Source organism: Methylobacter marinus A45 (genome assembly GCF_000383855.1).
In the GTDB taxonomy this organism is placed as follows: Bacteria; Pseudomonadota; Gammaproteobacteria; order Methylococcales; family Methylomonadaceae; genus Methylobacter; species Methylobacter marinus.
On sequence record NZ_KB912877.1, the window covers coordinates 2429579 to 2450748 of the forward strand.

The 21170-nt window shown below is 42.3% G+C and carries 37 protein-coding genes; 33 read left to right on the forward strand and 4 right to left on the reverse strand.

Translation table 11 applies throughout. The features are described from left to right. The 29 genes from METMA_RS24460 to rplQ form a co-directional block, all read left to right on the forward strand. Nucleotides 1-386: EF-Tu C-terminal domain-related protein (locus METMA_RS24460; RefSeq protein ID WP_020159206.1), on the forward strand; the 386-nt coding region annotated here is incomplete at its 5' end. A gap of 6 nt (nucleotides 387-392) precedes the next feature. Continuing rightward, nucleotides 393-704: a 30S ribosomal protein S10 gene (gene rpsJ / locus METMA_RS0111320; protein ID WP_020159205.1), complete on the forward strand. Its 312-nt coding sequence runs from the start codon at nucleotides 393-395 to the stop codon at nucleotides 702-704. Between the two features lie 18 nt (nucleotides 705-722). After that, nucleotides 723-1373, forward strand: coding sequence for a 50S ribosomal protein L3 (gene rplC, locus METMA_RS0111325; protein WP_020159207.1), 651 nt, complete (start codon nucleotides 723-725; stop codon nucleotides 1371-1373). A gap of 3 nt (nucleotides 1374-1376) precedes the next feature. Next, complete coding sequence (gene rplD, locus METMA_RS0111330; RefSeq protein WP_020159208.1) at nucleotides 1377-1997, forward strand: 50S ribosomal protein L4; 621 nt, start codon at nucleotides 1377-1379, stop codon at nucleotides 1995-1997. Then, nucleotides 1994-2293: a 50S ribosomal protein L23 gene (rplW, locus tag METMA_RS0111335; RefSeq protein ID WP_020159209.1), complete on the forward strand. Its 300-nt coding sequence runs from the start codon at nucleotides 1994-1996 to the stop codon at nucleotides 2291-2293. Before rplD ends, rplW begins: the two co-directional genes overlap by 4 nt. 42 nt (nucleotides 2294-2335) lie before the next feature. Next, nucleotides 2336-3163: a 50S ribosomal protein L2 gene (rplB, locus tag METMA_RS26430; protein WP_036253918.1), complete on the forward strand. Its 828-nt coding sequence runs from the start codon at nucleotides 2336-2338 to the stop codon at nucleotides 3161-3163. 12 nt (nucleotides 3164-3175) lie between these two features. After that, nucleotides 3176-3448 (forward strand): 30S ribosomal protein S19, encoded by a 273-nt coding sequence (gene rpsS, locus METMA_RS26435; protein ID WP_081679143.1) that lies wholly within the window; start codon nucleotides 3176-3178, stop codon nucleotides 3446-3448. A 6-nt stretch (nucleotides 3449-3454) separates the two neighbouring features. Continuing rightward, nucleotides 3455-3790 (forward strand): 50S ribosomal protein L22, encoded by a 336-nt coding sequence (gene rplV / locus METMA_RS0111340; RefSeq protein WP_027147248.1) that lies wholly within the window; start codon nucleotides 3455-3457, stop codon nucleotides 3788-3790. A gap of 9 nt (nucleotides 3791-3799) precedes the next feature. Next, nucleotides 3800-4471: a 30S ribosomal protein S3 gene (gene rpsC / locus METMA_RS0111345; protein ID WP_020159211.1), complete on the forward strand. Its 672-nt coding sequence runs from the start codon at nucleotides 3800-3802 to the stop codon at nucleotides 4469-4471. Between the two features lie 16 nt (nucleotides 4472-4487). Further along, entirely contained in the window at nucleotides 4488-4901 is a 414-nt protein-coding gene (rplP, locus tag METMA_RS0111350) for a 50S ribosomal protein L16 (protein ID WP_020159212.1), read from the forward strand. Then, nucleotides 4901-5092, forward strand: a complete 192-nt coding sequence (gene rpmC / locus METMA_RS0111355) for a 50S ribosomal protein L29 (RefSeq protein WP_020159213.1) — start codon at nucleotides 4901-4903, stop codon at nucleotides 5090-5092. The genes rplP and rpmC overlap by 1 nt, the downstream gene beginning before the upstream one ends. A 2-nt stretch (nucleotides 5093-5094) precedes the next feature. Next, the gene (gene rpsQ / locus METMA_RS0111360; RefSeq protein ID WP_020159214.1) at nucleotides 5095-5358 is read left to right on the forward strand and encodes a 30S ribosomal protein S17; all 264 of its coding nucleotides are present in this window, start codon (nucleotides 5095-5097) and stop codon (nucleotides 5356-5358) included. A gap of 44 nt (nucleotides 5359-5402) precedes the next feature. After that, nucleotides 5403-5771: a 50S ribosomal protein L14 gene (gene rplN / locus METMA_RS0111365; protein ID WP_020159215.1), complete on the forward strand. Its 369-nt coding sequence runs from the start codon at nucleotides 5403-5405 to the stop codon at nucleotides 5769-5771. 14 nt (nucleotides 5772-5785) lie between these two features. Further along, a complete protein-coding gene (rplX, locus tag METMA_RS0111370; protein ID WP_020159216.1) occupies nucleotides 5786-6103 on the forward strand; it encodes a 50S ribosomal protein L24 in 318 nt (105 codons plus the stop codon). Nucleotides 6104-6119: 16 nt separating this feature from the next. Then, complete coding sequence (gene rplE, locus METMA_RS0111375; RefSeq protein ID WP_020159217.1) at nucleotides 6120-6659, forward strand: 50S ribosomal protein L5; 540 nt, start codon at nucleotides 6120-6122, stop codon at nucleotides 6657-6659. 15 nt (nucleotides 6660-6674) lie between these two features. Beyond that, nucleotides 6675-6980 carry a 30S ribosomal protein S14 gene (gene rpsN / locus METMA_RS26440; protein ID WP_081917993.1) on the forward strand — a complete coding sequence of 102 codons (306 nt, stop codon included), beginning with the start codon at nucleotides 6675-6677 and terminating at the stop codon, nucleotides 6978-6980. A 31-nt stretch (nucleotides 6981-7011) separates the two neighbouring features. After that, a complete protein-coding gene (gene rpsH, locus METMA_RS0111380; protein ID WP_020159218.1) occupies nucleotides 7012-7407 on the forward strand; it encodes a 30S ribosomal protein S8 in 396 nt (131 codons plus the stop codon). 14 nt (nucleotides 7408-7421) lie between these two features. Beyond that, entirely contained in the window at nucleotides 7422-7955 is a 534-nt protein-coding gene (gene rplF / locus METMA_RS0111385) for a 50S ribosomal protein L6 (protein WP_020159219.1), read from the forward strand. 9 nt (nucleotides 7956-7964) lie between these two features. After that, a complete protein-coding gene (gene rplR, locus METMA_RS0111390) occupies nucleotides 7965-8318 on the forward strand; it encodes a 50S ribosomal protein L18 (protein ID WP_020159220.1) in 354 nt (117 codons plus the stop codon). Between the two features lie 9 nt (nucleotides 8319-8327). Next, nucleotides 8328-8834, forward strand: coding sequence for a 30S ribosomal protein S5 (gene rpsE, locus METMA_RS0111395; protein ID WP_020159221.1), 507 nt, complete (start codon nucleotides 8328-8330; stop codon nucleotides 8832-8834). Between the two features lie 5 nt (nucleotides 8835-8839). Then, nucleotides 8840-9025: a 50S ribosomal protein L30 gene (gene rpmD, locus METMA_RS0111400; RefSeq protein ID WP_027147249.1), complete on the forward strand. Its 186-nt coding sequence runs from the start codon at nucleotides 8840-8842 to the stop codon at nucleotides 9023-9025. Next, a complete protein-coding gene (rplO, locus tag METMA_RS0111405; protein ID WP_020159223.1) occupies nucleotides 9025-9459 on the forward strand; it encodes a 50S ribosomal protein L15 in 435 nt (144 codons plus the stop codon). Before rpmD ends, rplO begins: the two co-directional genes overlap by 1 nt. Before the next feature lie 21 nt (nucleotides 9460-9480). Continuing rightward, nucleotides 9481-10782 (forward strand): preprotein translocase subunit SecY, encoded by a 1302-nt coding sequence (secY, locus tag METMA_RS0111410; protein WP_020159224.1) that lies wholly within the window; start codon nucleotides 9481-9483, stop codon nucleotides 10780-10782. A 40-nt stretch (nucleotides 10783-10822) separates the two neighbouring features. Then, complete coding sequence (gene rpmJ / locus METMA_RS26445) at nucleotides 10823-10936, forward strand: 50S ribosomal protein L36 (protein WP_081679145.1); 114 nt, start codon at nucleotides 10823-10825, stop codon at nucleotides 10934-10936. 76 nt (nucleotides 10937-11012) lie between these two features. Next, on the forward strand, nucleotides 11013-11369 hold the full coding sequence (gene rpsM / locus METMA_RS0111415) for a 30S ribosomal protein S13 (RefSeq protein WP_020159225.1): 357 nt from the start codon (nucleotides 11013-11015) through the stop codon (nucleotides 11367-11369). Nucleotides 11370-11395: 26 nt separating this feature from the next. Next, nucleotides 11396-11782 (forward strand): 30S ribosomal protein S11, encoded by a 387-nt coding sequence (gene rpsK, locus METMA_RS0111420; protein WP_020159226.1) that lies wholly within the window; start codon nucleotides 11396-11398, stop codon nucleotides 11780-11782. Nucleotides 11783-11800: 18 nt separating this feature from the next. Continuing rightward, a complete protein-coding gene (rpsD, locus tag METMA_RS0111425; RefSeq protein WP_020159227.1) occupies nucleotides 11801-12421 on the forward strand; it encodes a 30S ribosomal protein S4 in 621 nt (206 codons plus the stop codon). A 21-nt stretch (nucleotides 12422-12442) separates the two neighbouring features. Continuing rightward, nucleotides 12443-13453: a DNA-directed RNA polymerase subunit alpha gene (locus METMA_RS0111430; protein WP_020159228.1), complete on the forward strand. Its 1011-nt coding sequence runs from the start codon at nucleotides 12443-12445 to the stop codon at nucleotides 13451-13453. Nucleotides 13454-13474: 21 nt separating this feature from the next. Then, nucleotides 13475-13855 (forward strand): 50S ribosomal protein L17, encoded by a 381-nt coding sequence (gene rplQ, locus METMA_RS26450; RefSeq protein WP_036292578.1) that lies wholly within the window; start codon nucleotides 13475-13477, stop codon nucleotides 13853-13855. Between the two features lie 62 nt (nucleotides 13856-13917). Here rplQ and fdxA read toward each other — a convergent pair whose 3' ends face one another. Together fdxA and METMA_RS28045 are read right to left on the reverse strand one after the other, a co-directional pair. Further along, nucleotides 13918-14241: a ferredoxin FdxA gene (gene fdxA / locus METMA_RS0111435; protein ID WP_027147250.1), complete on the reverse strand. Its 324-nt coding sequence runs from the start codon at nucleotides 14239-14241 to the stop codon at nucleotides 13918-13920. Nucleotides 14242-14685: 444 nt separating this feature from the next. Beyond that, nucleotides 14686-14817 carry a hypothetical protein gene (locus METMA_RS28045; protein ID WP_332248869.1) on the reverse strand — a complete coding sequence of 44 codons (132 nt, stop codon included), beginning with the start codon at nucleotides 14815-14817 and terminating at the stop codon, nucleotides 14686-14688. Nucleotides 14818-15454: 637 nt separating this feature from the next. Here METMA_RS28045 and istA point away from each other — a divergent pair. The 3 genes from istA to METMA_RS24470 all read left to right on the forward strand — a co-directional run bounded on the left by istA (nucleotide 15455) and on the right by METMA_RS24470 (nucleotide 18440). Continuing rightward, nucleotides 15455-16987: an IS21 family transposase gene (gene istA / locus METMA_RS0111450; protein WP_084254117.1), complete on the forward strand. Its 1533-nt coding sequence runs from the start codon at nucleotides 15455-15457 to the stop codon at nucleotides 16985-16987. Beyond that, nucleotides 16974-17720 carry an IS21-like element helper ATPase IstB gene (gene istB / locus METMA_RS0111455; protein WP_020159232.1) on the forward strand — a complete coding sequence of 249 codons (747 nt, stop codon included), beginning with the start codon at nucleotides 16974-16976 and terminating at the stop codon, nucleotides 17718-17720. Before istA ends, istB begins: the two co-directional genes overlap by 14 nt. A 294-nt stretch (nucleotides 17721-18014) precedes the next feature. Further along, entirely contained in the window at nucleotides 18015-18440 is a 426-nt protein-coding gene (locus METMA_RS24470) for an IS5 family transposase (protein ID WP_084254118.1), read from the forward strand. Between the two features lie 225 nt (nucleotides 18441-18665). On the opposite strand, the gene METMA_RS0111465 is transcribed toward METMA_RS24470, so the two are convergent. After that, nucleotides 18666-19352: a tetratricopeptide repeat protein gene (locus METMA_RS0111465; RefSeq protein WP_020159234.1), complete on the reverse strand. Its 687-nt coding sequence runs from the start codon at nucleotides 19350-19352 to the stop codon at nucleotides 18666-18668. A 51-nt stretch (nucleotides 19353-19403) separates the two neighbouring features. Continuing rightward, complete coding sequence (locus METMA_RS0111470; protein WP_020159235.1) at nucleotides 19404-19880, reverse strand: CYTH domain-containing protein; 477 nt, start codon at nucleotides 19878-19880, stop codon at nucleotides 19404-19406. A gap of 698 nt (nucleotides 19881-20578) precedes the next feature. Between METMA_RS0111470 and sodB the strand changes: the two genes are divergently transcribed. After that, nucleotides 20579-21160, forward strand: coding sequence for a superoxide dismutase [Fe] (sodB, locus tag METMA_RS26455; RefSeq protein WP_081917992.1), 582 nt, complete (start codon nucleotides 20579-20581; stop codon nucleotides 21158-21160). Nucleotides 21161-21170 lie beyond the last annotated feature (10 nt).

Consider the following 21170-nt stretch of genomic DNA (forward strand, 5'->3'; position numbering starts at 1 on the left):
ATCAAGGGCAGGCGGGTGATAACGTCGGTGTGTTGTTAAGAGGCACAAAAAGAGATGAAGTGGAGCGGGGGCAGGTGTTGGCGCATAAAGGCACCATCAAGCCACATTCGCACTTCAATGCAGAAATTTACGTTCTGTCCAAAGATGAGGGCGGTCGCCATACGCCATTTTTTAATGGATACCGTCCACAGTTCTATTTCAGAACCACGGATGTGACTGGGGCGGTTACGTTGCCAGAAGGTGTGGAAATGGTCATGCCTGGCGATAACATCGCTGTTGAAGTGAAACTGATTTCACCAATTGCGATGGAGGAAGGTTTGCGTTTCGCTATTCGTGAAGGCGGGCGTACCGTAGGTGCGGGCGTCGTTTCATCAATTATCGAGTAAATATATATGTCTAATCAAACTATCAGAATCCGTTTGAAATCATTTGATCATAAATTGATTGATCAATCGGCTGGCGAGATAGTAGAAACTGCAAAGAGAACTGGAGCCCAGATTAAAGGTCCTATTCCTTTGCCTACTAAAAAAGAGCGTTTTACCATTTTGATCTCTCCGCATGTAAATAAAGATGCAAGGGATCAGTATGAATTAAGAACATATAAACGATTACTTGATATCGTTGAGCCAACTGAAAAAACCGTAGATGCGTTGATGAAATTGGATCTTGCAGCTGGCGTTGATGTTCAGATAAAGTTGAATTAAAAGTAGAGGAATTGGCAGATGTCAATAGGTCTTATAGGTCGTAAGTGTGGTATGACCAGAGTTTTTTGTGAAGATGGTTCTTCGGTACCTGTTACTGTTCTCCAGATTGATTCAAACCGGATCACTCAAGTTAAAGGTGTTGAGGTAGATGGTTATCGGTCAATCCAGGTGGCAGCAGGCGACAAAAAGTCTTCAAGAGTCAATAAAGCAATGGCTGGTCATTATGCGGCGGCTAATGTGACAGCTGGACGTGGTCTTTGGGAGTTTAGACTCGAAGATGGCGAAGGCGAGGATTTATCTGCCGGTTCCGAATTGACATTAGATGTATTTTCCGAGGGTCAAGTTGTTGATGTCTGTGGAAAAAGTATCGGTAAGGGCTTTGCTGGTGGCGTTAAACGTCATAATTTCAGTATGCAAGATGCTACTCATGGGAATTCGCTTTCGCATAGAGTGTTAGGTTCCATCGGTATGTGTCAAACGCCTGGTCGAGTCTTTAAAGGCAAGAAGATGGCTGGTCATATGGGGGCTGTTAAAACAACGGTTCAAAACTTGACTATTCATTCAATTGATAAAGAAAGAAATTTAATTTTAGTAAAAGGTGCTGTGCCTGGTGCTAAAGGCGGTGATGTAGTTATTACACCCGCAATGAAAATGCGAAATAAAGGTTAAGCTATGGGTTTGCAAATACCTGCTATAAACGAACAAGACTCCGCCGGAAATGTAGAAGTTGCGGAAACGGTTTTTGGTCAGTCTTTTAATGAAACATTGGTTCATCAGTTGGTGACTAGATATCTGGCTGGGGCGCGTGCTGGTACAAAGGCTCAGAAACCCCGTTCTGATGTAAGTGGCGGTGGTTCAAAACCATGGCGACAAAAGGGGACAGGGCGTGCTAGATCTGGTACAATGCGCAGTCCTATTTGGCGGACTGGTGGTGTTGCATTTGCAGCAAGACCAAGAACATATGATCAGAAGCTCAACAAAAAAATGTTTCGAGTTGGTATTCGATCAATTTTATCCGAGTTGTTGAGACAGGGTCGCTTAGTTGTTAGCAATGATATATTACCTGCTACTTCTAAGACTAAGGAATTATCTGAGAAGCTGAAAAAAATTGAAGCTAAGCGAATTTTGATTGTTGTTGATAGTATTGATGAAAACCTAGCTTTAGCATCGAGAAATATTCCTTACGTAGAAGTGGTAGAGTCTTTGAATTTAAGCCCCGTTCTCCTGGTTTCGGCAGATAAAGTTATTGCTACACCAGTCGCATTGAAGCAGATAGAGGAGCGTTTGGCATGAGTGTAAATAAATACCAATTGGCAGGTGTGCTGCAAGCTCCAGTAATATCTGAGAAAAGCACTATTGCCGCTGAAAAAAATAAGAGATTTGTTTTTAAAGTGCAAAAAGTAGCAACAAAAAAACAAGTTAAAAATGCAGTAGAAATGATGTTTAACGTTGAAGTGGATTCGGTTCAAGTATTGAACGTTAAAGGTAAACAGAAAAGATTTGGCCGTTCATTAGGACAAAGATCCGATTGGAAAAAGGCTTATGTAAAGCTTAAGCCTGGACATGACATAGATTTTTCTGCTGCTTAATTTAGTTAAAGTAATAAAGATCAATAGGAAACGGTAGAAAGCATGGCGATTGTAAAGTCAAAACCGACGTCACCGGGTTCACGGTTTGTAGTGCGAATTAAGAATGATGAATTGCATAAAGGCAAACCATTTGCACCTTTACTAAGTAAAAACAGTAAAAGTGGCGGTCGTAATAACAAAGGGCGTATAACAACACGTCATGTAGGTGGTGGTCATAAACAGCACTACCGAATTATTGATTTTAAAAGGAATAAAACTGATATTCCTGCTGTTGTTGAGCGACTGGAGTATGATCCAAATAGAACGGCAAATATTGCTCTGGTGTTGTTTAAGGATGGAGAGCGTAGATACATCATTGCGCCTAAAGGCCTGGAGGTAGGACAGGAGATTCTTTCATCAGAAAATGCTGCTGTTAAGCCGGGCAACTGCATGCCTTTAAGAAATATACCAATGGGCACGACTGTACACTGTGTGGAATTAAAGCCTGGCAAAGGTGCTCAGGTAGCTAGAAGTGCTGGTGCATCAGTTCAGTTAGTTGCTAGAGATGGTATTCATGCAACCATAAGATTGCGTTCAGGTGAAATGCGTAAAGTTATGGCTGATTGCAAAGCTGTAATTGGTGAAGTATCAAACTCAGAACACAATTTGGCTTCTCTTGGAAAGGCAGGTGCCTCAAGATGGAGGGGGGTGCGTCCTACAGTTCGTGGTGTTGCTATGAACCCTGTGGATCACCCGCATGGTGGTGGTGAAGGTCGTACTTCTGGTGGTAGACATCCTGTATCTCCTTGGGGTATGCCGACTAAGGGATATAAAACGAGAAAAAACAAACGTACTGATAATATGATTGTCAGACGTCGTAAGCAGAAATAGAGAGGAATTAGCGTGCCGCGTTCAATTAAAAAAGGTCCTTTTATTGATCATCATCTACTTAAAAAAGTAGAAGATGCTGTAAGTAGCAATAACCGGAAACCGATTAAAACATGGTCAAGACGATCAATGATTATTCCAGATATGCTGGGCTTAACTATTGCAATCCATAATGGGCGGCTGCACATTCCAGTTCTTATTTCTGAGAATATGGTCGGGCATAAATTAGGTGAGTTTGCGCCAACTCGTACTTATAAAGGCCATGTGGCTGATAAGAAATCTAGGTAGGTTATGATGGAAATTTCAGCAAAATTAAGCAATGCCCCTCTATCCGCGCAAAAAGCTCGATTGGTGGGAGATCAAATTCGAGGTCTGCCGGTTGAGAAAGCGCTGAATACATTAAAATTCAGTTCAAAAAAAGGTGCGGTTATCTTTAAGAAGGTTTTGGAGTCCGCCATAGCTAATGCAGAGCATAACGAAAGCGCAGATATTGATGAATTAAGAGTGTCTACCGTTTATGTAAATGAAGGGGCGACCATGAAAAGATTTAAGGCAAGAGCTAAAGGACGTGCGAATCATATCCTTAAAAGAACCTGTCATATTACAGTTAAAGTCGCAGAATACGAGTAGGGGCTAAAAATGGGTCAAAAGGTACATCCAACAGGTATACGCCTTGGTATTGTTAAAGATTGGAATTCAAGATGGTATGCAAATAGTCAGGACTATTCTCTATTCCTTCATCAGGATTTAACAGTTCGGGAATATATTAAGAAAAAATTAGCTCATGCTTCTGTAAGTCGTATTCAAATCAATCGCCCTGCCAACAATGCACATATTACTGTTCATACGGCGCGCCCAGGCATTGTAATCGGTAAGAAAGGCGAAGATATTGATGTTTTGAGGCAAGAGGTTTCTCAGATGATGGGTATTCCTGTTCAGCTAAATGTTGAAGAGATTAGGAAGCCAGAATTAGATGCGCAATTAGTAGCAGAAAGTATTGCACAGCAATTAGAAAAGCGAATTATGTATCGTAGAGCAATGAAACGCGCAGTGACTAATACTATGCGTTTAGGTGCTGAAGGTATAAAAATTAATGTTGGTGGGCGCCTGAATGGTGCTGAAATTGCAAGAAGCGAATGGTATAGAGAAGGGCGTGTGCCATTACATACTTTAAGAGCTGATATTGATTATGCTACTGCGGAAGCAAATACTACCTATGGAATTATCGGCATTAAAGTGTGGATATTCAAGGGTGAAGTATTCGATATGGATGCGCATATTGCATCTATTAATTCAGAATCAAAAAAATAGTTGAAGGGATAGAAAAATGCTTCAACCTAAAAGAACAAAATTCCGTAAACAATTTAAAGGCAGAAATAACGGTACTGCCATGCGCGGGTCATCAGTAAGCTTTGGTGAATATGGCCTAAAGTCAACAAGTCGCGGTAGACTTACTGCCCGACAAATCGAGTCAGCACGTAGAACGATTACAAGGCATGTTAAACGTGGTGGTAAAATTTGGATTAGAATTTTTCCAGATAAACCAATTACGAAAAAACCTTTAGAAGTTCGTATGGGAAAAGGTAAAGGTAGTGTAGAATACTGGGTTGCTCAGATTAAACCAGGGACTATGCTTTATGAAATACAAGGTGTTTCTGAAGAACTGGCCCGGGAAGCTTTTGCTTTAGCTGCAGCTAAGTTACCTCTAAAAACAACTTTTACTGTTCGGACGATAATGTAATGAAAGCAAGTGAATTACGCCAAAAGTCAAAAGACGAGTTAGGAGCCATGCTACTTGATCTGTCACGTGAACAATTTAACCTGAGAATGCAGAAAGGAACAGGTCAATTGTCAAAGCCTGATCAAGTGAAAAAGGTTAGACGTGAAGTGGCACGTATTCAAACTATATTAAATGAGATGGCGAGCGCATAAATATGAGCGAGAATGTAACTAAGTTGCGGACAATTAGCGGTCGTGTCGTCAGCAATAAAATGGATAAAACAATTACGGTTTTGGTTGAGCGGGTTGTGAAACATCCTGTTTATGGTAAGTATGTTAAACGTTCAACTAAGATGATGGCTCATGATGAACAAAATATTTGCCAGGAAGGTGATGTCGTGTCAATTACGTCATGCAGACCTATGTCTAAGAATAAAACTTTTAGATTAGTTGATGTCTTAGAAAGTGCTAACAGATAGATAGTGCATAAGCAATTTAATATACAGATAATCGGGAATTAATCATGATTCAGATGCAAACTAACCTTGACGTTGCCGATAACAGCGGCGCAAAAAGGGTCATGTGTATCAAAGTACTAGGGGGTTCGCATAGACGTTATGCTGGCATTGGTGACATCATCAAGGTTAGTATTAAGGATGCTATTCCTCGTGGAAGAGTAAAGAAGGGCGAGGTTTATAATGCCTTGGTCGTCAGAACACGTAAAGGTGTGCGTCGTCCGGATGGGTCGGTGATTCGATTCGATGGTAATGCGGCAGTTATTCTGAATAACAATTTGCAGCCATTAGGCACCCGTATTTTTGGCCCTGTAACACGCGAGCTACGCGGTGAGAAATTTATGAAAATTATTTCTCTAGCTCCTGAAGTTTTATAAGGTAGGGTTCAAAAATGCAAAAAATTAGACAAGGTGACGATGTTATTGTTCGTACTGGTAAGGATAAAGGTAAGAGCGGTAGAGTAGTTAAGGTTTTAAAAAATAATAAGATTTTGGTTGAAGGAATCAATCAAGTCAAAAAAAATCAAAGACCTAATCCAAATGCAGGCATTTCAGGAGGAATTATAGTCAAGGATATGCCAATCAATATTTCCAATGTTGGACTATATAATCCTGAAACCAAAAAAGCAGATCGTGTCGGCTTTAAGTTTCTAGAAGATGGAAAGAAAGTCAGATATTTTAAGTCAACTAATGAAATTGTTGATGCGTAAGGTGTAGATAAAAATCATGGCTAGACTAGAAACCGAATATAAAGAAAAAATCCTTCCTGCATTAGTAGAGCAGTTTAGTTACAAATCTGTGATGCAAGCGCCTCGTATTACTAAAATAACGCTCAATATGGGGGTTGGAGGTGCTGTCGCAGATAAAAAGGTTCTGCAATCAGCTATTAGCGATATGGAAAAGATCTCCGGTCAAAAACCAGTTGTCACCTTGGCAAGAAAATCAATTGCTGGTTTCAAAATTCGTGATGATATGCCTATCGGTTGTAAAGTGACTTTACGTAGCGACAGAATGTACGAATTTTTAGATCGTTTAATCGCTATATCTATACCTCGGATTCGTGATTTTCGGGGATTAAGCCCTAAAAGCTTTGATGGGCGTGGTAATTATTCAATGGGTGTCAAAGAGCAAATCATTTTCCCTGAAATTGATTATGATAAAATTGATGCTATACGCGGTATGGATATTACTATCACAACAACAGCACAAACAAATGAAGAAGGTTTGGCTTTGTTAAAGCTTTTTAACTTTCCATTTAAGAACTAAAGGGCGATTTTTAACATGGCAAAAAAATCAATGATTGCGCGCGAAGACAAGCGTAAGAAATTAGTACAGAAATATGATGCGAAACGTAAATCTTTGAAGGAAATTATCAGAGATCCAAATGCTTCATATGAAGAAAAAGAGTCAGCTCATTTACAACTTCAAAAATTACCGAGAGATTCCAGCGTAACAAGAATACGTAACCGTTGCAATTTAACTGGGCGGCCACATGGGTATTATCGCAAATTTGGCCTTAGCCGGAATAAATTAAGAGAAGCAACTATGCGCGGCGACGTGCCAGGCTTAGTAAAGGCGAGTTGGTAGTATCTGTTAGTCAAGTTTGGAGAAATAGAAAATGAGTATGACAGACCCAGTAGCAGATATGTTGACCCGCATTAGAAACGGTCAATCTGCCGGAAAAAAAACCGTTAAACAACCTTCGTCAAAATTAAAAGTATCAATTGCAAAAGTACTGAAAGAGGAAGGTTATATTACAGATTTCAGCACCGAAACAAACGGTAGTCATACAGAAATGACTATTGAGTTAAAATATTATAGAGGCGCACCTGTAATTGAAAGTTTAAAAAGAATTAGTAAACCTGGTTTACGCATTTATAAATCTAAAGATGAATTGCCGAAAGTTCTTGGCGGGCTAGGTATTGCTATTGTTTCAACATCAAATGGTGTTATGACAGATAGAGCTGCTCGCGCAATTGGACATGGCGGCGAAGTTATTTGCACTGTTTGTTAATTGTAGGCCAGTTTATGTCAAGAATAGCTAAAGCTCCAGTTACTATCCCTAGCGGTGTCGATATAAAGCTAGATGGTAATAATATGACTGTAAAAGGAAGTAAAGGTCAGTTATCGTTCGATTTTAACCCTGCAATAAGCATAGATATTGCAGACAATGTTATTCAAATGCGATGGGATAAAGACAATAAAATAGCTACTGCTCAAGCTGGAACTGCAAGAGCGATTGTAAGCAACATGGTTGCAGGTGTCTCTGCTGGATTTGAAAAGAAGCTGACATTGATTGGTGTGGGTTATCGAGCACAAGCAAAAGGAAATGTTCTTAATCTTGCACTTGGGTTTTCCCATCCAGTCGATTTTGAAGTTCCCCAAGGGATAACAGTTGAAACACCTAGTCAAACTGAAATAATAGTCAAAGGAAGCGATAAGCAACAAGTTGGCCAGGTAGCTGCAAAAATCAGGGCGTATCGCCCTCCCGAGCCTTATAAAGGCAAAGGAGTCAGATATGCTGAAGAGCATGTTGTAAGAAAAGAAGCTAAGAAGAAGTAAGGTAACGTGATGGAAAAGAAACAATCTCGTTTAAGGCGCGCATTGAAATTGCGTAGCAAGATTAATAAATTAAATACAACCCGTTTATCTATTCATAAAACTTCACAGCACATATATGCTCAAGTTATAAGTGGAGATGGAACGACTACATTGGCTAGTGCTTCGACTATTCAATCAGAAATTAGGTCAACTCTAAAGAATACAGGCAATATTGAAGCGGCAACTGAAGTAGGAAAATATATTGCTCAGAAAGCTATTGCAGCTGGAATCACAGAAGTTGCTTTTGATCGTTCTGGATTTAAATACCATGGTCGCGTTAAGGCATTAGCTGATGCTGCACGTGAAGCCGGTTTGAAGTTTTAGGAGTATAGAATGGCTACAGCACCTTCTCAAGGTAGTACAGACGGATTGCAAGAAAAACTAGTTTCTGTAAGACGTGTTGCAAAAGTGGTAAAAGGCGGTAGAGTTTTTGGTTTCACTGCGCTAACTGTTGTTGGTGATGGTGAAGGTCGTGTAGGTTATGGTGTCAGTAAGGCGCGCGAAGTGCCTATAGCGATACAAAAGTCTCTTGAACAAGCGCGAAAAAACATGCGTAAGGTTTCATTGAAAGGGGATACCTTACAGTATCCAATTATGTCTTCGACTGGGGCGGCAAAAGTTTATATGCAGCCGGCATCTGAGGGTACTGGTATTATTGCGGGTGGCGCAATGAGGGCAGTGTTTGAAGTGGTCGGTGTGCATAATGTATTGGCAAAATGTATTGGCACTAATAATCCTATCAATGTCGTTAGAGCTACAATTGATGGGCTTACAGGAATGCATAATGCTAACCAAATAGCTGCAAAGCGTGGCTTATCAGTAGAACAAATTATTGGGTAGTTGCTATGGCTGGTACTAAGTTAAGTGTTACGATGATAAAAAGCAAATTTGGGCGTTTACCACGTCATCAGGCCTGTTTAAAAGGTTTGGGTTTGCGTAAAATTAACCAAACGGTTGAAGTGCTTAATACAGCCGAAAATCGCGGTATGATAAATAAAGTATCATACATGCTAAAAGTCGAGGAACTGTAATGTTTTTAAATACCATCCATGCAAGTGAAGGATCACGAAAGAAATCTAAACGAGTGGGTCGTGGAATTGGCAGTACGCTCGGAAAAACTTGTGGAAGAGGCCATAAAGGGCAAAAAGCGCGTAGTGGTGGTTTTCATAAAGTAGGTTTTGAAGGCGGTCAGATGCCATTGCAGCGCCGTTTACCTAAAGTTGGATTTACTTCTAGAATCAACAAGTTTTCTGCAGAGGTTCGTTTGGGCGAATTAAATTCCTTAGATGCTGATGTGGTTGATTTAAAGTTGTTAATTGATGCGAACATAGTACCTGCTTTTACCAAAACCGCGAAAGTAATCAAATCCGGTGAAGTAAAAAAAGCGATTACCATCAAAGGTATTAAGGTGACTGGCGGCGCTAAGGAATCTATTGAAGCTGCTGGCGGCAAAGTAGAGGTTTAAGTGAGTACTTCAAGAGCTCAAATGGCTAACAAAGTTGGTGGATTTTCAGAACTGAAAGCAAGACTTCTTTTTGTTCTGGGGGCTTTTTTTGTTTACAGAGTTGGGGCTCATATCCCGGTTCCCGGGATAGATCCTAAGGCTTTAGCTGTTATGTTTGAACAGCAAAGTGGCTCGATTCTGGATATGTTTAACATGTTTTCCGGTGGCGCATTAATGCGCCTAAGCCTTTTTGCTCTTGGAATAATGCCCTACATCTCGGCGTCAATTATTATGCAATTGATGACTGTTGTCATACCTGCCATGGAGCAGATAAAAAAAGAAGGTGAGTCTGGTAGGCGTAAAATATCTCAATATACCAGATATGGAACAGTTGTTTTAGCAACTTTCCAAGCGATAGGGATATCGTTGGCGTTACAAAATCAATCTGCTGGGGGGCTTTCTGTTGTCTTGAATCCCGGCGTTGGTTTCATCTTGATTACGACAGTTACGTTGGTCACTGGAACTATTTTCTTGATGTGGTTAGGTGAACAAGTCACTGAGCGTGGAATTGGCAATGGCATTTCCCTTATCATTTTTGCGGGTATCGTTTCCGGTTTACCCAAGGCAATTGGTGGTACATTAGAATTAGCTAGAACGGGTGAAATGAATGGTGCATTCATTATTCTATTGTTCCTGTTGTCAATTTCTGTAACGGCGCTTGTTGTTTTTGTAGAAAGAGGTCAGAGAAGGATTCTCATTAATTATCCAAAGAGACAACAAGGACGAAAAATGTATGGCGGACAAAGTAGCTTTTTACCTTTGAAGCTCAATATGGCGGGTGTTATACCTCCTATTTTTGCATCTAGCATTATTTTATTTCCTGCAACTATAGCTGGATGGTTTGGTAATACGGACGGATTTGCATGGCTTCAGGATATTGCGACAATGTTGTCTCCTGGTCAACCTATTTATGTCATGCTTTATGCGGCCGCTATCATATTTTTCTGTTTCTTTTATACTGCGTTAGTGTTTAACTCTAAAGAAACAGCTGAGAATTTAAAAAAATCTGGAGCGTTTCTTCCTGGTATAAGGCCTGGTTTGCAGACTAGTTCATATATCGATAAGGTTATGACTAGATTAACTTTAATCGGAGCTTTTTACATTACGTTAGTATGTTTATTGCCCGAGTTTTTAATAGTCTATTGGAATGTTCCATTTTATTTCGGTGGGACGTCGCTTTTGATTATAGTTGTGGTTGTGATGGATTTTATTTCACAAATGCAAACGCATATAATGTCGCAACAATATGAAGGCTTGATGAAAAAAGCCAATCTGAAAAAATAATTTATTGTATTTATATACAAAAGCAACTTAGGAGTTAGCTGTGAAGGTTCGAGCTTCTGTAAAAACAATTTGTAGAAAATGTAAAGTAGTAAAAAGAAACGGTGTTGTTAGGGTTATCTGCGTAGACGGTAGACATAAACAGCGCCAAGGCTAAAATTTGTTGCGCTATAATTACTGTGATGCTATAATTCGGCGCTTAACTTTAGAGTAATACTCAGGGGAGTATCTAGATGGCACGTATTGCCGGGATAAATGTACCAGATCATAAACATGCGGTAATCGCTTTAACTTCAATTTATGGTATTGGTCGTCAAACAGCAAGTGAAATTTGTGTTGAGGTGGGTATAGCACCTTCCATAAAAATAAAAGAACTGAATGAAGAGCAATTAGAAGCTATTCGTAGTGTGGTTTCAAAGATGACAGTGGAAGGTGATCTGCGTCGTGAAGTTTCTATGAATATCAAACGTTTGATGGATCTGGGTTGCTATCGCGGGATAAGACATCGCAGAGGTTTGCCTTTAAGAGGGCAGAGAACGAGAACAAATGCTCGTACTCGTAAAGGTCCGCGTAAACCTATTAGAAAATAAGATATTCCTGTAAGAGGTTCTAAATAATGGCTAGTCCAAATCGTTCCAGAAAACGTATAAAAAAAGAAGTGGCAGATGGTATTGCTCATGTTCATGCTTCTTTCAACAACACAATCATAACTATCACTGATAGAAAAGGCAATGCGCTGTCTTGGGCTACTTCAGGTGGATCTGGATTTCGCGGTTCAAGAAAAAGTACTCCATTTGCAGCCCAGGTTGCAGCTGAGAAAGCTGGGGTTGTCGCTCAGGAATTCGGTATGAAAAATCTTGATGTTATGATCAAGGGTCCTGGCCCTGGTCGTGAATCTGCGGTTCGTTCACTGAATAATCTGGGATTTAAAATTAACAATATTGTAGATGTGACGCCAATTCCTCATAACGGATGCCGTCCCCCTAAGAAACGCCGCGTATAAGAATCTGGAGTAGTTATTATGGCAAGATATCTTGGACCTACTTGTAAATTGAGTCGAAGAGAAGGTACTGATCTGTTTTTGAAAAGCAGAGGAAAGTCCCTGGAAAATAAATGTAAGTTAGATCAGCGGCCTGGTCAACACGGTACGAAGCGTACAAGAAGCTCTGATTATGCCCTTCAGTTGAGGGCAAAGCAGCGTTTACGTAGGATTTATGGGATTTTGGAAAAACAATTCCGTAACTATTATAAGTCTGCTGATATGAAAAAAGGTGCAACAGGTGAAAACCTGCTGAATCTGTTGGAATCAAGGCTGGATAATGTTGTTTATCGTATGGGGTTCGCTTCTACCAGAGCCGAAGCTCGTCAGTTAGTTTGCCATAAATCAATTTTGGTTAATGATGTGCTGATAAATGTGCCTTCTTATCAAGTAAGTGCTGGTGATGTGCTTAAGGTAAGAGAAAAGGCAAAAAAACAGCAAAGAATTATTGATGCATTAACCATATCTGAGCAATATGGTTTTCCTTCTTGGGTTGAAGTTGATCCAAAAACTATGTCTGGTACATTTAATTCATTGCCTGATCGTATAGATTTAGGTAGTGACATTAATGAACAGTTAGTTGTAGAACTTTACTCTAAATAATTGCAGTTCTGAGGAATATAAATGCAGAATTCTATTTCTGGCTTATTGAAGCCTCGATTAGTTGAGGTTGTAAGTAAAACACCTAACCATTCAAGAATTGTTATTGAACCGTTGGAGCGTGGTTTCGGGCATTCCCTTGGTAATGCTCTAAGGCGCGTATTGTTGTCAACAATTCCAGGCTGCGCAGTTACGGATGTGGAAATTGAAGGTGTTCTTCATGAGTACACAACCATAGAAGGTGTTCAAGAAGATGTAATTGATATTCTGCTAAACCTCAAGAAGTTAGCAGTTGTGCTTCATTCAAAAGATGAGGTTGAGCTGACTCTTACCAAAACTGGTGCGGGTTGTGTCATAGCGGCGGATATTAATGTTCCTCATGATGTTGAAATTATAAATCCTGAATTAGTAATCGCTAACTTGACTCAGGCCGGCGTATTGAATATGAAGATCAGAGTGCGCAGAGGGAGAGGCTATGAGCCCGTTAGTGTGCGTAAATCAATTTCTGACCATAGTTCCGTTGTAGGTGCTCTTCAGCTTGATGCTTCATATAGTCCGATTGTTAAGGTGGCTTACCATGTTGAAAGTACGCGTGTAGAGCAGCGGACTAACCTAGACAAACTAATTATTGAGCTGGAAACAAATGGAACTGTAGATCCAGAAGAAACGATCAAACTCGCTGCAACTATACTCCATGATCAATTATCTGTTTTTGTTGATTTTGAAAAGGTAAATGATCAGCTTGCAGAAGAACCTGTAGAAATCGAAGAAATTTTTGACCCCGTTCTTCTTCGTCCTGTAGATGATCTTGAGTTGACAGTGCGCTCTGCTAATTGCTTAAAAGCTGAGAATATTTTTTATATTGGAGATTTAATTCAACGAACAGAGGTAGAATTATTAAAAACTCCTAATCTTGGCAAAAAATCCTTAACAGAAATAAAAGACATTCTTGCCTTAAAAGGGTTATCTCTGGGTATGCGTTTGGAGAATTGGCCCCCTGAAAACCTGGCAGATCAAAACCACGCAGTAAATTAACTAACTTTAGGTCTTCTTACAATGAGACATCGTAAATCCGGTAGAAAATTCAATATTAATAGCAGCCATCGCAAGGCGCTATTCAGTAATATGGCTAGTTCATTATTTAAGCATGAACTGATCAAAACTACTTTACCCAAAGCTAAGGAATTAAGAAGTTTTGCTGAACCTTTGATTACTTTATCGAAAGTAGATAATGTAGCAAAAAGGCGTCTCGCATTTTCTAGATTGCGCGATCGTGAAGTTGTAACTAAGCTATTTAATGAACTTGGACCTCGTTATCAAAACAGAGCTGGCGGCTATCTGCGTATTATGAAATGTGGATTTAGACCTGGCGATAATGCGCCAATGGCATATGTTGAGCTTGTTGATAGATCTGAAATCAACACAATAGATGAGTAAGACTATTTTGAGACATAAAAAAAGCCGGGTCAACCCGGCTTTTTTTATGTCTCAAAATAAAGTTATTTTTCTAGCAAATCAATTTTACCTGTTTTGCCATTCCATTCCTCGGCATCGGGTAAGGGGGATTTTACTTCGGTAATAACAGGCCATTGCTTGGACAGTTCGGCATTCAACTGAATGAACATCTCTTGCTCTGCCGGTAACTCATCTTCGGCAAAAATTGCATTCGCGGGGCATTCCGGCTCACATAATGTGCAGTCGATGCACTCATCTGGATCTATTACAAGAAAATTAGGGCCTTCACGAAAGCAATCTACAGGGCATACATCGACACAATCAGTAAATTTACATTTGATACAGTTTTCTGTGACTACAAAAGTCATAATTATTACCAGGAAAGTTGTAGGGAAAATTTATATTTAATTAATACCCATCTTAGCAGAAAGTGATGGCTGATAAAATACCGATATATGATAGAGATGCGATTAATTAAATTTAGCAAGATCATTATCAATTTCGGCTACTATAGCAGCCAATCGTGACTTGAAACCAACTACTATTGAAAAAATTGAGTTTTATTATTGACAGGCATGTCTGAAAAATACAGTACGGTACGTATCGCGTACTTTTGATGAATGCAATCCAAAAGTATGCAGTGAGTACCCAGCCGAGGCTATGAAAATCTCTGGCGCTCTGTTGGCCCGTAAATTGTTTTTTCATAGTGACGAATGCCTGAAGACAATGTTTCCGGCCAATAAATTAACGCTCTAGTACTTAATCATTCTTTTAATGTTGGGTAAAGGTTTTTCAATTTTACCCGAGCCTCTTCAGTGGTAAATCGCCAGTCCATAGGGCAAGCCCTGACATTTCTTTTTTTCTTGCCAGGCCGAGACTTCCCGCGTCAATGTCACCTGGTCGGGAATGCGCCGATTCAGACATTGACGGGATAAAATGCTCAATTCGATTTCCGCCATGTAGAGCCAACTGCCATGCTTAGGCGTGTAGTGGATATCCAGCTTATCCAGGATTCTCCGCGCTTCCTCTCTGGTGGGAAAGCCTTATACAGCGAGGCCGCCGGTGTGCGTGTTTAAAATCCATGACAAGGGTAATGCGCTCGGTCTGAGCATAAGGCACGTCCACTAAGTGTTGAATCTGGTGTGCCCAATCCACACCGCGGTCCTTTGGTCTGTGACCGCCACATGCCGCTGGATCAAAGAACATAAACAGATGGCTGATACCGTTACGTTCATATTTCGTATCGTATTTTTCCACCGATGGCTTAGCCGGGGTCGGCTGTCGCACGTCTTTAATCTGTTGTTTGCTGCTTTCGTCTATGCAAATCAATGGATGCGTTGCGTCATAGAAACGCTTGTAAACATCAAGGATGTCTTCCGTAGCACAGACAAAGCAGGCATTCTGTTGAGTAGGAATGCACCATTCTTTATGTTACCAGGGTTTTGATTCGTTTATGTTATTGGACAACTAAAATGAGCCAGAATTGGCCAACAATTTTGAGCCACTTTTTCCTTTATCTTTATCTCATTATTTGCCACAGTCCCTGGCTTTTGTTCAGGGAGCGGCATGAAGGAGTGGCTAGTGATCCATCAGATCAAAGCATTACATAACCACGGCAATGGCTTATCGGAGCGCCAAATTGCCAAACAATTGGACATTTCCCGCAACACGGTCAGCAAGTATTTGAAGCTGACGGAACCTGCCATTGCGGCGCTGCTGGCCGATACGGACCGCACCAAGAAGCTGGACGATTACCGCGGCTATATCATTCAACTGCTGCAAACCTATCCCGGCCTGTCGGCCGTGAAAGTGCTGCGCAAGTTGAAGGCCAAGGTGGATGATCTGGCCGTGTCCAACCGTTCAGTGCGGCGTTACATCCAGGCGCTCAAGCAGGAGCTTCCTGTCAGGCAGGCCCGCTATTATGAGCCGGTGCTGGATATGGTGCCGGGCGAGCAGTGTCAGGTAGACGGCGGCGAGCTGCGCGGCGTCCTGATCGGCGGCGTGCCGACCACGGTCTATTTCATGGTGTTCGTCTTGTCCTACTCCCGGTTGATGCATGTGTCGTTTTCGGCTCGACCGATCGATACCGCCACGCTGATCCGCCAGCACGATGCCGCTTTCCGCTATTTCGGCGGCCAGCCGGCCGAATGCGTGTACGACCAGACCAAGCTGGTCGTGATCCATGAGCGGTTCCGGGAGCTGACCTTGAACCAGCGCTTCCATCAGTATGCGACCGCGGCCGGCTTTGTGATTCGGGCCTGCGAAGGCTACGACCCGGAAAGCAAGGGCAAGGTCGAGGCCGGGGTCAAATATGTCAAGCACAACGGCTTGTACGGCGAAGCCTTCGCCAGCTGGCAGGACCTGGAGCAGACCCTGGCCGACTGGCTGGACCAGACCGCCAACCAGCGGATTCACGGCAGCACCGGCCAGCCGCCGCGGGGGCTCTATGACCGCGAGGAAAAGGCCCGGATGCAGCCTTACCTGACCCCGTCCTGTATCCATGACGCGCAGACTACCGTGGTCACACGCAAGGCCGACAAGACCGGCCTGATCGCCTGGCAGTCCAACAAATACTCGGTGCCCATGGCCTATCAAAGCGCCCGGGTCGGCGTCTGTGACCAGGACGGCCAGTTGCTGATCAGCGACCTCAACACGGGCGAAGTGATCGCCGAGCATCGGTTGTGCCTGGAAAAAGGCCAGGTCATCAAGAACACCCACCATTACCGCGACCAGAGCCGGCGCATTGAAACACTGGAAGCCGACCTGCAGCAACTGGTCGGCCAGGCGGCGCTGGCGATGGCGCTGTGCGCCTTGCTGAAAGCAACTTCGCCGAAGATCTACAAGGACCAGCTGGCGGGCGCCAAGCAGGTCTTGACCGAACATCACCAGCGCCACGGCGTAATCCCCGAGCCCCTGTTGAGCCGGCTTATCGAGTTGCCGCGGCTGACCGCCAGCGGCCTGAAGCAGCGCCTGGAAGCCTGGCAGCAGCATCCCGAGCGGCTCACTCCGCTCGAGCCGACGACAACAGACCATCCGTCCTCGGCCGCCTTGGCCCGTTATGGCACCCTGAATGGCCGCTCCACTGGCCAGGGAGAGCGCCATGCTGTCTATTGACCAAGTCGCCCGGCAATACCGCAGCCTGTGCCTGTCCGGCATTGCCGATCACCTCGAACAACTGCTGAGTCAGGCCGAAGCCGGCGACAGCTCCTACCTGCAGTTTGCCGACTGCCTGATCCGGCATGAACAGCAACAGCGCAACAGCAAGCGCGTCGAGCAAAACCGGCGGCGGGCCGGCTTTCCGCTGCACAAGTCCCTGGAGGAGTTCGACTACCGCTTCCAGACCACCATCAGCAAGCGCGAAGTCAACAGCCTGCTGGACTTCGGCTTTATCGACAACCGCGACAACGTGGTCTTCATCGGCCCGCCCGGGGTCGGCAAGACCCACCTGGCCATCGGCATCGGCCTGAAAGCGATCGAGGCCGGCTACAAGGTCGGCTTCCACACGGCACTGGGCCTGATGGAGGCCCTGGAACTGGCTGAGCTCAAAGGCGAGTTGAAAAAGAAGATCAACCAGTTGCTCAAATTCGATTGCCTGGTCATCGACGAGCTGGGCTATCTGCCGATGAACAGGCAGGGCATGCACAACCTGTTTCAGCTCATCAACGCGCTGTATGAATACCGGTCGATCATCCTGACCACCAACAAGGCGTTCACGGACTGGGGCGAGTTCTTCTTTGACGACAATGTGGCCGTGCCTATCGTCGACCGCATCATCCATCATTCACATATCTTTATGCTCGGAGGGGAAAGTTATCGGCTGAAAGCGAAGCTAAACAACTCATATTAACCGGAAAAAGTGGCTCAATTTTAATGGCCGAAACTGGCTCAAAATTATTGGCCATTGACAGTTTATTTAAAGTTTGCCGAATGGTTTCATGAGATACGCTTTACACATAGCCCAGTTCCACCATGCGCTGTCCAAGCAGGCTTAAGGAACAACGACTGCGGCTAACTGAGGCGTTCCCGCAGGTTAACGCAAATGGAATAGCATCTTCAAGCGTTTTTCCCGCTGGTGCCGGAGAGCGTATGGGCTAATTTGCATCGAGCCTGTATAGATCAGCCCGATTTATAAAGTGTTTTTATTGACAGCACCATTGTCAAGGCACATGCCTGTACGGCAGGAGCGACTGGCAGCTCAGCAGAGCAAGAGGCACTGGGGCGTTCGCACGGTGGGTTTAGCACCAAGATTCACGCTATTACCGATGGGCTGGGCACTCCGTTGGGATTTGTCCTAACGGGCGAGCAAGACAGTGACATTGGACAAGCGGAAAATTTACTGGCGTTTGCACCACCTGAAGGGGTACAAAAATTGGCGGCGGATAAAGGCTACGACAGCGATGCGTTCATTGAAACCCTTCAGAACCAAGCTATTGAGGTGGTGATCCCGCCTCGCAGCCACCGTAAACAATCCCGTACCTGTGATTGGTTTATTTATAAGAAGCGTCATTTGATTGAACGCTTTTTCAATAAAATCAAACACTACCGTCGAATTTTTTCACGTTTCTAGAAGCTAGCCCGGAAGTATTCGGTATTTTCTGCATTTTGTCTCGGCTTTGATTTGGCTACGCTGAAATGTCAACAGAACCTAGTAGTCAGTCAATTTAATTATGGCGGGTAAATTGTAGGTGCGAATTTATTCGCACTATTCACACTCTATGAATACTCTGCAAATTTTACTCGTCAGATCAAGACTGACTAAGCACTAGGTTTTTGATAGGCTAAATTTGTCTCTTCATTTCAGAGTGGCAGAAGAGAACAAAGACAAGAATAAGTTTTTTGAGGTGCCGACTTTTTGTTCTTTTGCATTTTTTAAGGCAAGACTAGCTTCTGTTTTAAGTTGGCTATCCGCATAAAGTTGTTCATTGCGTGCAGGTGCTTTAACAGCTCTTTCAAAATATTTTGCCGCTTCATCGGATTTATTCTGCGATAACAGAAATTTTCCGTAAAAATAATTGCTATCAATACCATTAGGATTGATTTGAAGTGCAATTGCTAGCATTTTTTGAGCGGTTTGCTCATCGCCAAAAGCAATAGGCCATTTGGGCACCATATAATATAATGTGCCCAAGGTAACATAGGCGGATCCGTTCATGGTTTTTGGATTTATTTCTATAGCTTTGGCTAGTAGCTTGCGAGCATCCTTAACTGAATTAAGTGCCGCCAATGCATCTTGGTGATCGGCATTTGTAGCTTTTACAACCGCTTGCCAAAAAATAAGCTCGGCATTATCGGTATGCTGTTCGGATAGGGCAATAATTTTATCGAGTAGATGGTTGTAAGCACGACTTTTATTGGAATTTGACTTGCTATAGTAAATAGACGCCCATTCGGACTCTATATTATTTAGGGAATCTTTTATGCTATTAGCAAAGCATTGAGTTGATAGTAGCAATAATGCAACAAGTGTTGTTTTTTTCATACGGCAAATATAGGGTAAATTGCCGTCTATTTCAATATATGTATGAAATAATTAATTTTTACGCCATTCTGAATATGGATGATTAGCAAGGTTGTTGTTGTAATAACGCAAATCATGCGTAACTTCTTTTCCTAGCCAGTCAGGTTTTGAAAATGGTTGCCCTATTTCTGGTAATTCAATTTCAGCGACAATCAACCCTTTGTTTTCTCCTTCAAACTCATCTATTTCCCAAATGTTGGTATCATGAGTGACAAAATGACGGGTTTTTTCAATTAAGGGCTTTTTACAAAGATTGTTTACGATTTCATTCGCGTCAGACAGTGGAATTTCATATTCGTATTCATGTCTATGAGTACCAATGGTAGCGCTTTTGATATTCAGCCAGGCATGATTATCACTTATCCGGACTCGGATCGAGTTAGTTGCTAACGAGCTTAGATAGCCTTGCCTGTATTTAATGGATTCTGTGATGTGCTCACGCCAATTATCATTGGCAATTAAAAACTTATGCTCTACTTCTATGGCCATAATAAAATAAATTTTTTGGTAATGATTAGCATTGCAATGATGAGGGGAATAATGCCGTACGGGCGCAAATTAATTTTCCATCATAATTTTTAAACCACCAGTTTTAGCTGCGATAATCTGACCAAGGAGGAGGCAATGGTCTATAGATAGGTAGCCTGCGGATTACCAAATTGAGTGCTATTTGCATGGGTTATTTTTTGCATCTTCGTTGATCAGGTGACCAATGATATGATTAATCACTATTTGGAGCATCACTTTGAATCTAAATCAAACGATAATCTTAAAATGAAGCCAGATCAAGATGCATCATTCAGTCGACACGTATTCAGACGATAAGTTTCGTTATCTAAACCGCCTACCCTATTGACTGGAAGTGCTTGACACACAGTTGCGCCATGAATTGCATTTTCTGCTTCAGCTTGGACAGGAATTGATCTAATTGTTTTAATGGGCATGATATGGGGCTTCAAAATTATGAATTATAGAGTAGCTTCTATACTCCAACCATTACTAAAAGGGTACAAGAGATAATATTGCCTTTAGTGTTTGTATGGATGAACAAGAGTTAAATAAGTCCTGCTTTATTTAATTGGCTAGCAATGCTAAAGTAATAGTTTATTAAATTACTTGGTATTTATTTTCTGTTGCAAGCTGTTTAATTGGCAACTATTTTTAACGTATTTTATTAGGAGAATCAAATGGCTTTCGAACTTCCTGCTTTACCTTATGCTAAAGATGCGCTGGCTCCCCATATTTCAGCAGAAACGTTAGAGTATCATTATGGGAAGCATCACCAAACTTATGTAACAAATCTGAACAATCTCATTCCAGGAACTGAATTTGAAGGATTATCTCTGGAAGAAATCGTTGTCAAATCTTCTGGGGGTATTTTTAATAATGCAGCTCAAGTATGGAATCATACATTTTACTGGAACTGTTTGACTCCTAATGGTGGCGGTCAACCTACTGGTGCTTTAGCTGATGCTATTGATGCTTCTTTTGGGTCATTTGAAAAATTTAAAGAAGAATTCACTAAATGTGCTGTTACCACCTTCGGTTCAGGTTGGGCTTGGTTGGTAAAAAACGCAGATGGAAGTTTAGCTCTCGTTAGCACTAGTAATGCAGGCTGCCCATTAACTACAGGACAAACACCTCTCATGACTTGTGATGTGTGGGAGCATGCTTACTACATTGATTATCGAAATGCTCGTCCAACTTACTTAGAGCATTTCTGGTCACTAGTTAACTGGGATTTTGTTTCTAAAAATCTCTCAGCTTAATTTCTGAACT

Coding starts and splice junctions, on each gene's coding strand:
- rpsJ (WP_020159205.1), top strand. CDS start 393: ATGTCTAATCAAACTATCAGAATCCGTTTGAAATCATTTGATCATAAA.
- rplC (WP_020159207.1), top strand. CDS start 723: ATGTCAATAGGTCTTATAGGTCGTAAGTGTGGTATGACCAGAGTTTTT.
- rplD (WP_020159208.1), top strand. CDS start 1,377: ATGGGTTTGCAAATACCTGCTATAAACGAACAAGACTCCGCCGGAAAT.
- rplW (WP_020159209.1), top strand. CDS start 1,994: ATGAGTGTAAATAAATACCAATTGGCAGGTGTGCTGCAAGCTCCAGTA.
- rplB (WP_036253918.1), top strand. CDS start 2,336: ATGGCGATTGTAAAGTCAAAACCGACGTCACCGGGTTCACGGTTTGTA.
- rplV (WP_027147248.1), top strand. CDS start 3,455: ATGGAAATTTCAGCAAAATTAAGCAATGCCCCTCTATCCGCGCAAAAA.
- rpsC (WP_020159211.1), top strand. CDS start 3,800: ATGGGTCAAAAGGTACATCCAACAGGTATACGCCTTGGTATTGTTAAA.
- rplP (WP_020159212.1), top strand. CDS start 4,488: ATGCTTCAACCTAAAAGAACAAAATTCCGTAAACAATTTAAAGGCAGA.
- rpmC (WP_020159213.1), top strand. CDS start 4,901: ATGAAAGCAAGTGAATTACGCCAAAAGTCAAAAGACGAGTTAGGAGCC.
- rpsQ (WP_020159214.1), top strand. CDS start 5,095: ATGAGCGAGAATGTAACTAAGTTGCGGACAATTAGCGGTCGTGTCGTC.
- rplN (WP_020159215.1), top strand. CDS start 5,403: ATGATTCAGATGCAAACTAACCTTGACGTTGCCGATAACAGCGGCGCA.
- rplX (WP_020159216.1), top strand. CDS start 5,786: ATGCAAAAAATTAGACAAGGTGACGATGTTATTGTTCGTACTGGTAAG.
- rplE (WP_020159217.1), top strand. CDS start 6,120: ATGGCTAGACTAGAAACCGAATATAAAGAAAAAATCCTTCCTGCATTA.
- rpsN (WP_081917993.1), top strand. CDS start 6,675: ATGGCAAAAAAATCAATGATTGCGCGCGAAGACAAGCGTAAGAAATTA.
- rpsH (WP_020159218.1), top strand. CDS start 7,012: ATGAGTATGACAGACCCAGTAGCAGATATGTTGACCCGCATTAGAAAC.
- rplF (WP_020159219.1), top strand. CDS start 7,422: ATGTCAAGAATAGCTAAAGCTCCAGTTACTATCCCTAGCGGTGTCGAT.
- rplR (WP_020159220.1), top strand. CDS start 7,965: ATGGAAAAGAAACAATCTCGTTTAAGGCGCGCATTGAAATTGCGTAGC.
- rpsE (WP_020159221.1), top strand. CDS start 8,328: ATGGCTACAGCACCTTCTCAAGGTAGTACAGACGGATTGCAAGAAAAA.
- rpmD (WP_027147249.1), top strand. CDS start 8,840: ATGGCTGGTACTAAGTTAAGTGTTACGATGATAAAAAGCAAATTTGGG.
- rplO (WP_020159223.1), top strand. CDS start 9,025: ATGTTTTTAAATACCATCCATGCAAGTGAAGGATCACGAAAGAAATCT.
- secY (WP_020159224.1), top strand. CDS start 9,481: ATGGCTAACAAAGTTGGTGGATTTTCAGAACTGAAAGCAAGACTTCTT.
- rpsM (WP_020159225.1), top strand. CDS start 11,013: ATGGCACGTATTGCCGGGATAAATGTACCAGATCATAAACATGCGGTA.
- rpsK (WP_020159226.1), top strand. CDS start 11,396: ATGGCTAGTCCAAATCGTTCCAGAAAACGTATAAAAAAAGAAGTGGCA.
- rpsD (WP_020159227.1), top strand. CDS start 11,801: ATGGCAAGATATCTTGGACCTACTTGTAAATTGAGTCGAAGAGAAGGT.
- METMA_RS0111430 (WP_020159228.1), top strand. CDS start 12,443: ATGCAGAATTCTATTTCTGGCTTATTGAAGCCTCGATTAGTTGAGGTT.
- rplQ (WP_036292578.1), top strand. CDS start 13,475: ATGAGACATCGTAAATCCGGTAGAAAATTCAATATTAATAGCAGCCAT.
- fdxA (WP_027147250.1), bottom strand. CDS start 14,241: ATGACTTTTGTAGTCACAGAAAACTGTATCAAATGTAAATTTACTGAT.
- istB (WP_020159232.1), top strand. CDS start 16,974: ATGCTGTCTATTGACCAAGTCGCCCGGCAATACCGCAGCCTGTGCCTG.
- METMA_RS0111465 (WP_020159234.1), bottom strand. CDS start 19,352: ATGAAAAAAACAACACTTGTTGCATTATTGCTACTATCAACTCAATGC.
- METMA_RS0111470 (WP_020159235.1), bottom strand. CDS start 19,880: ATGGCCATAGAAGTAGAGCATAAGTTTTTAATTGCCAATGATAATTGG.
- sodB (WP_081917992.1), top strand. CDS start 20,579: ATGGCTTTCGAACTTCCTGCTTTACCTTATGCTAAAGATGCGCTGGCT.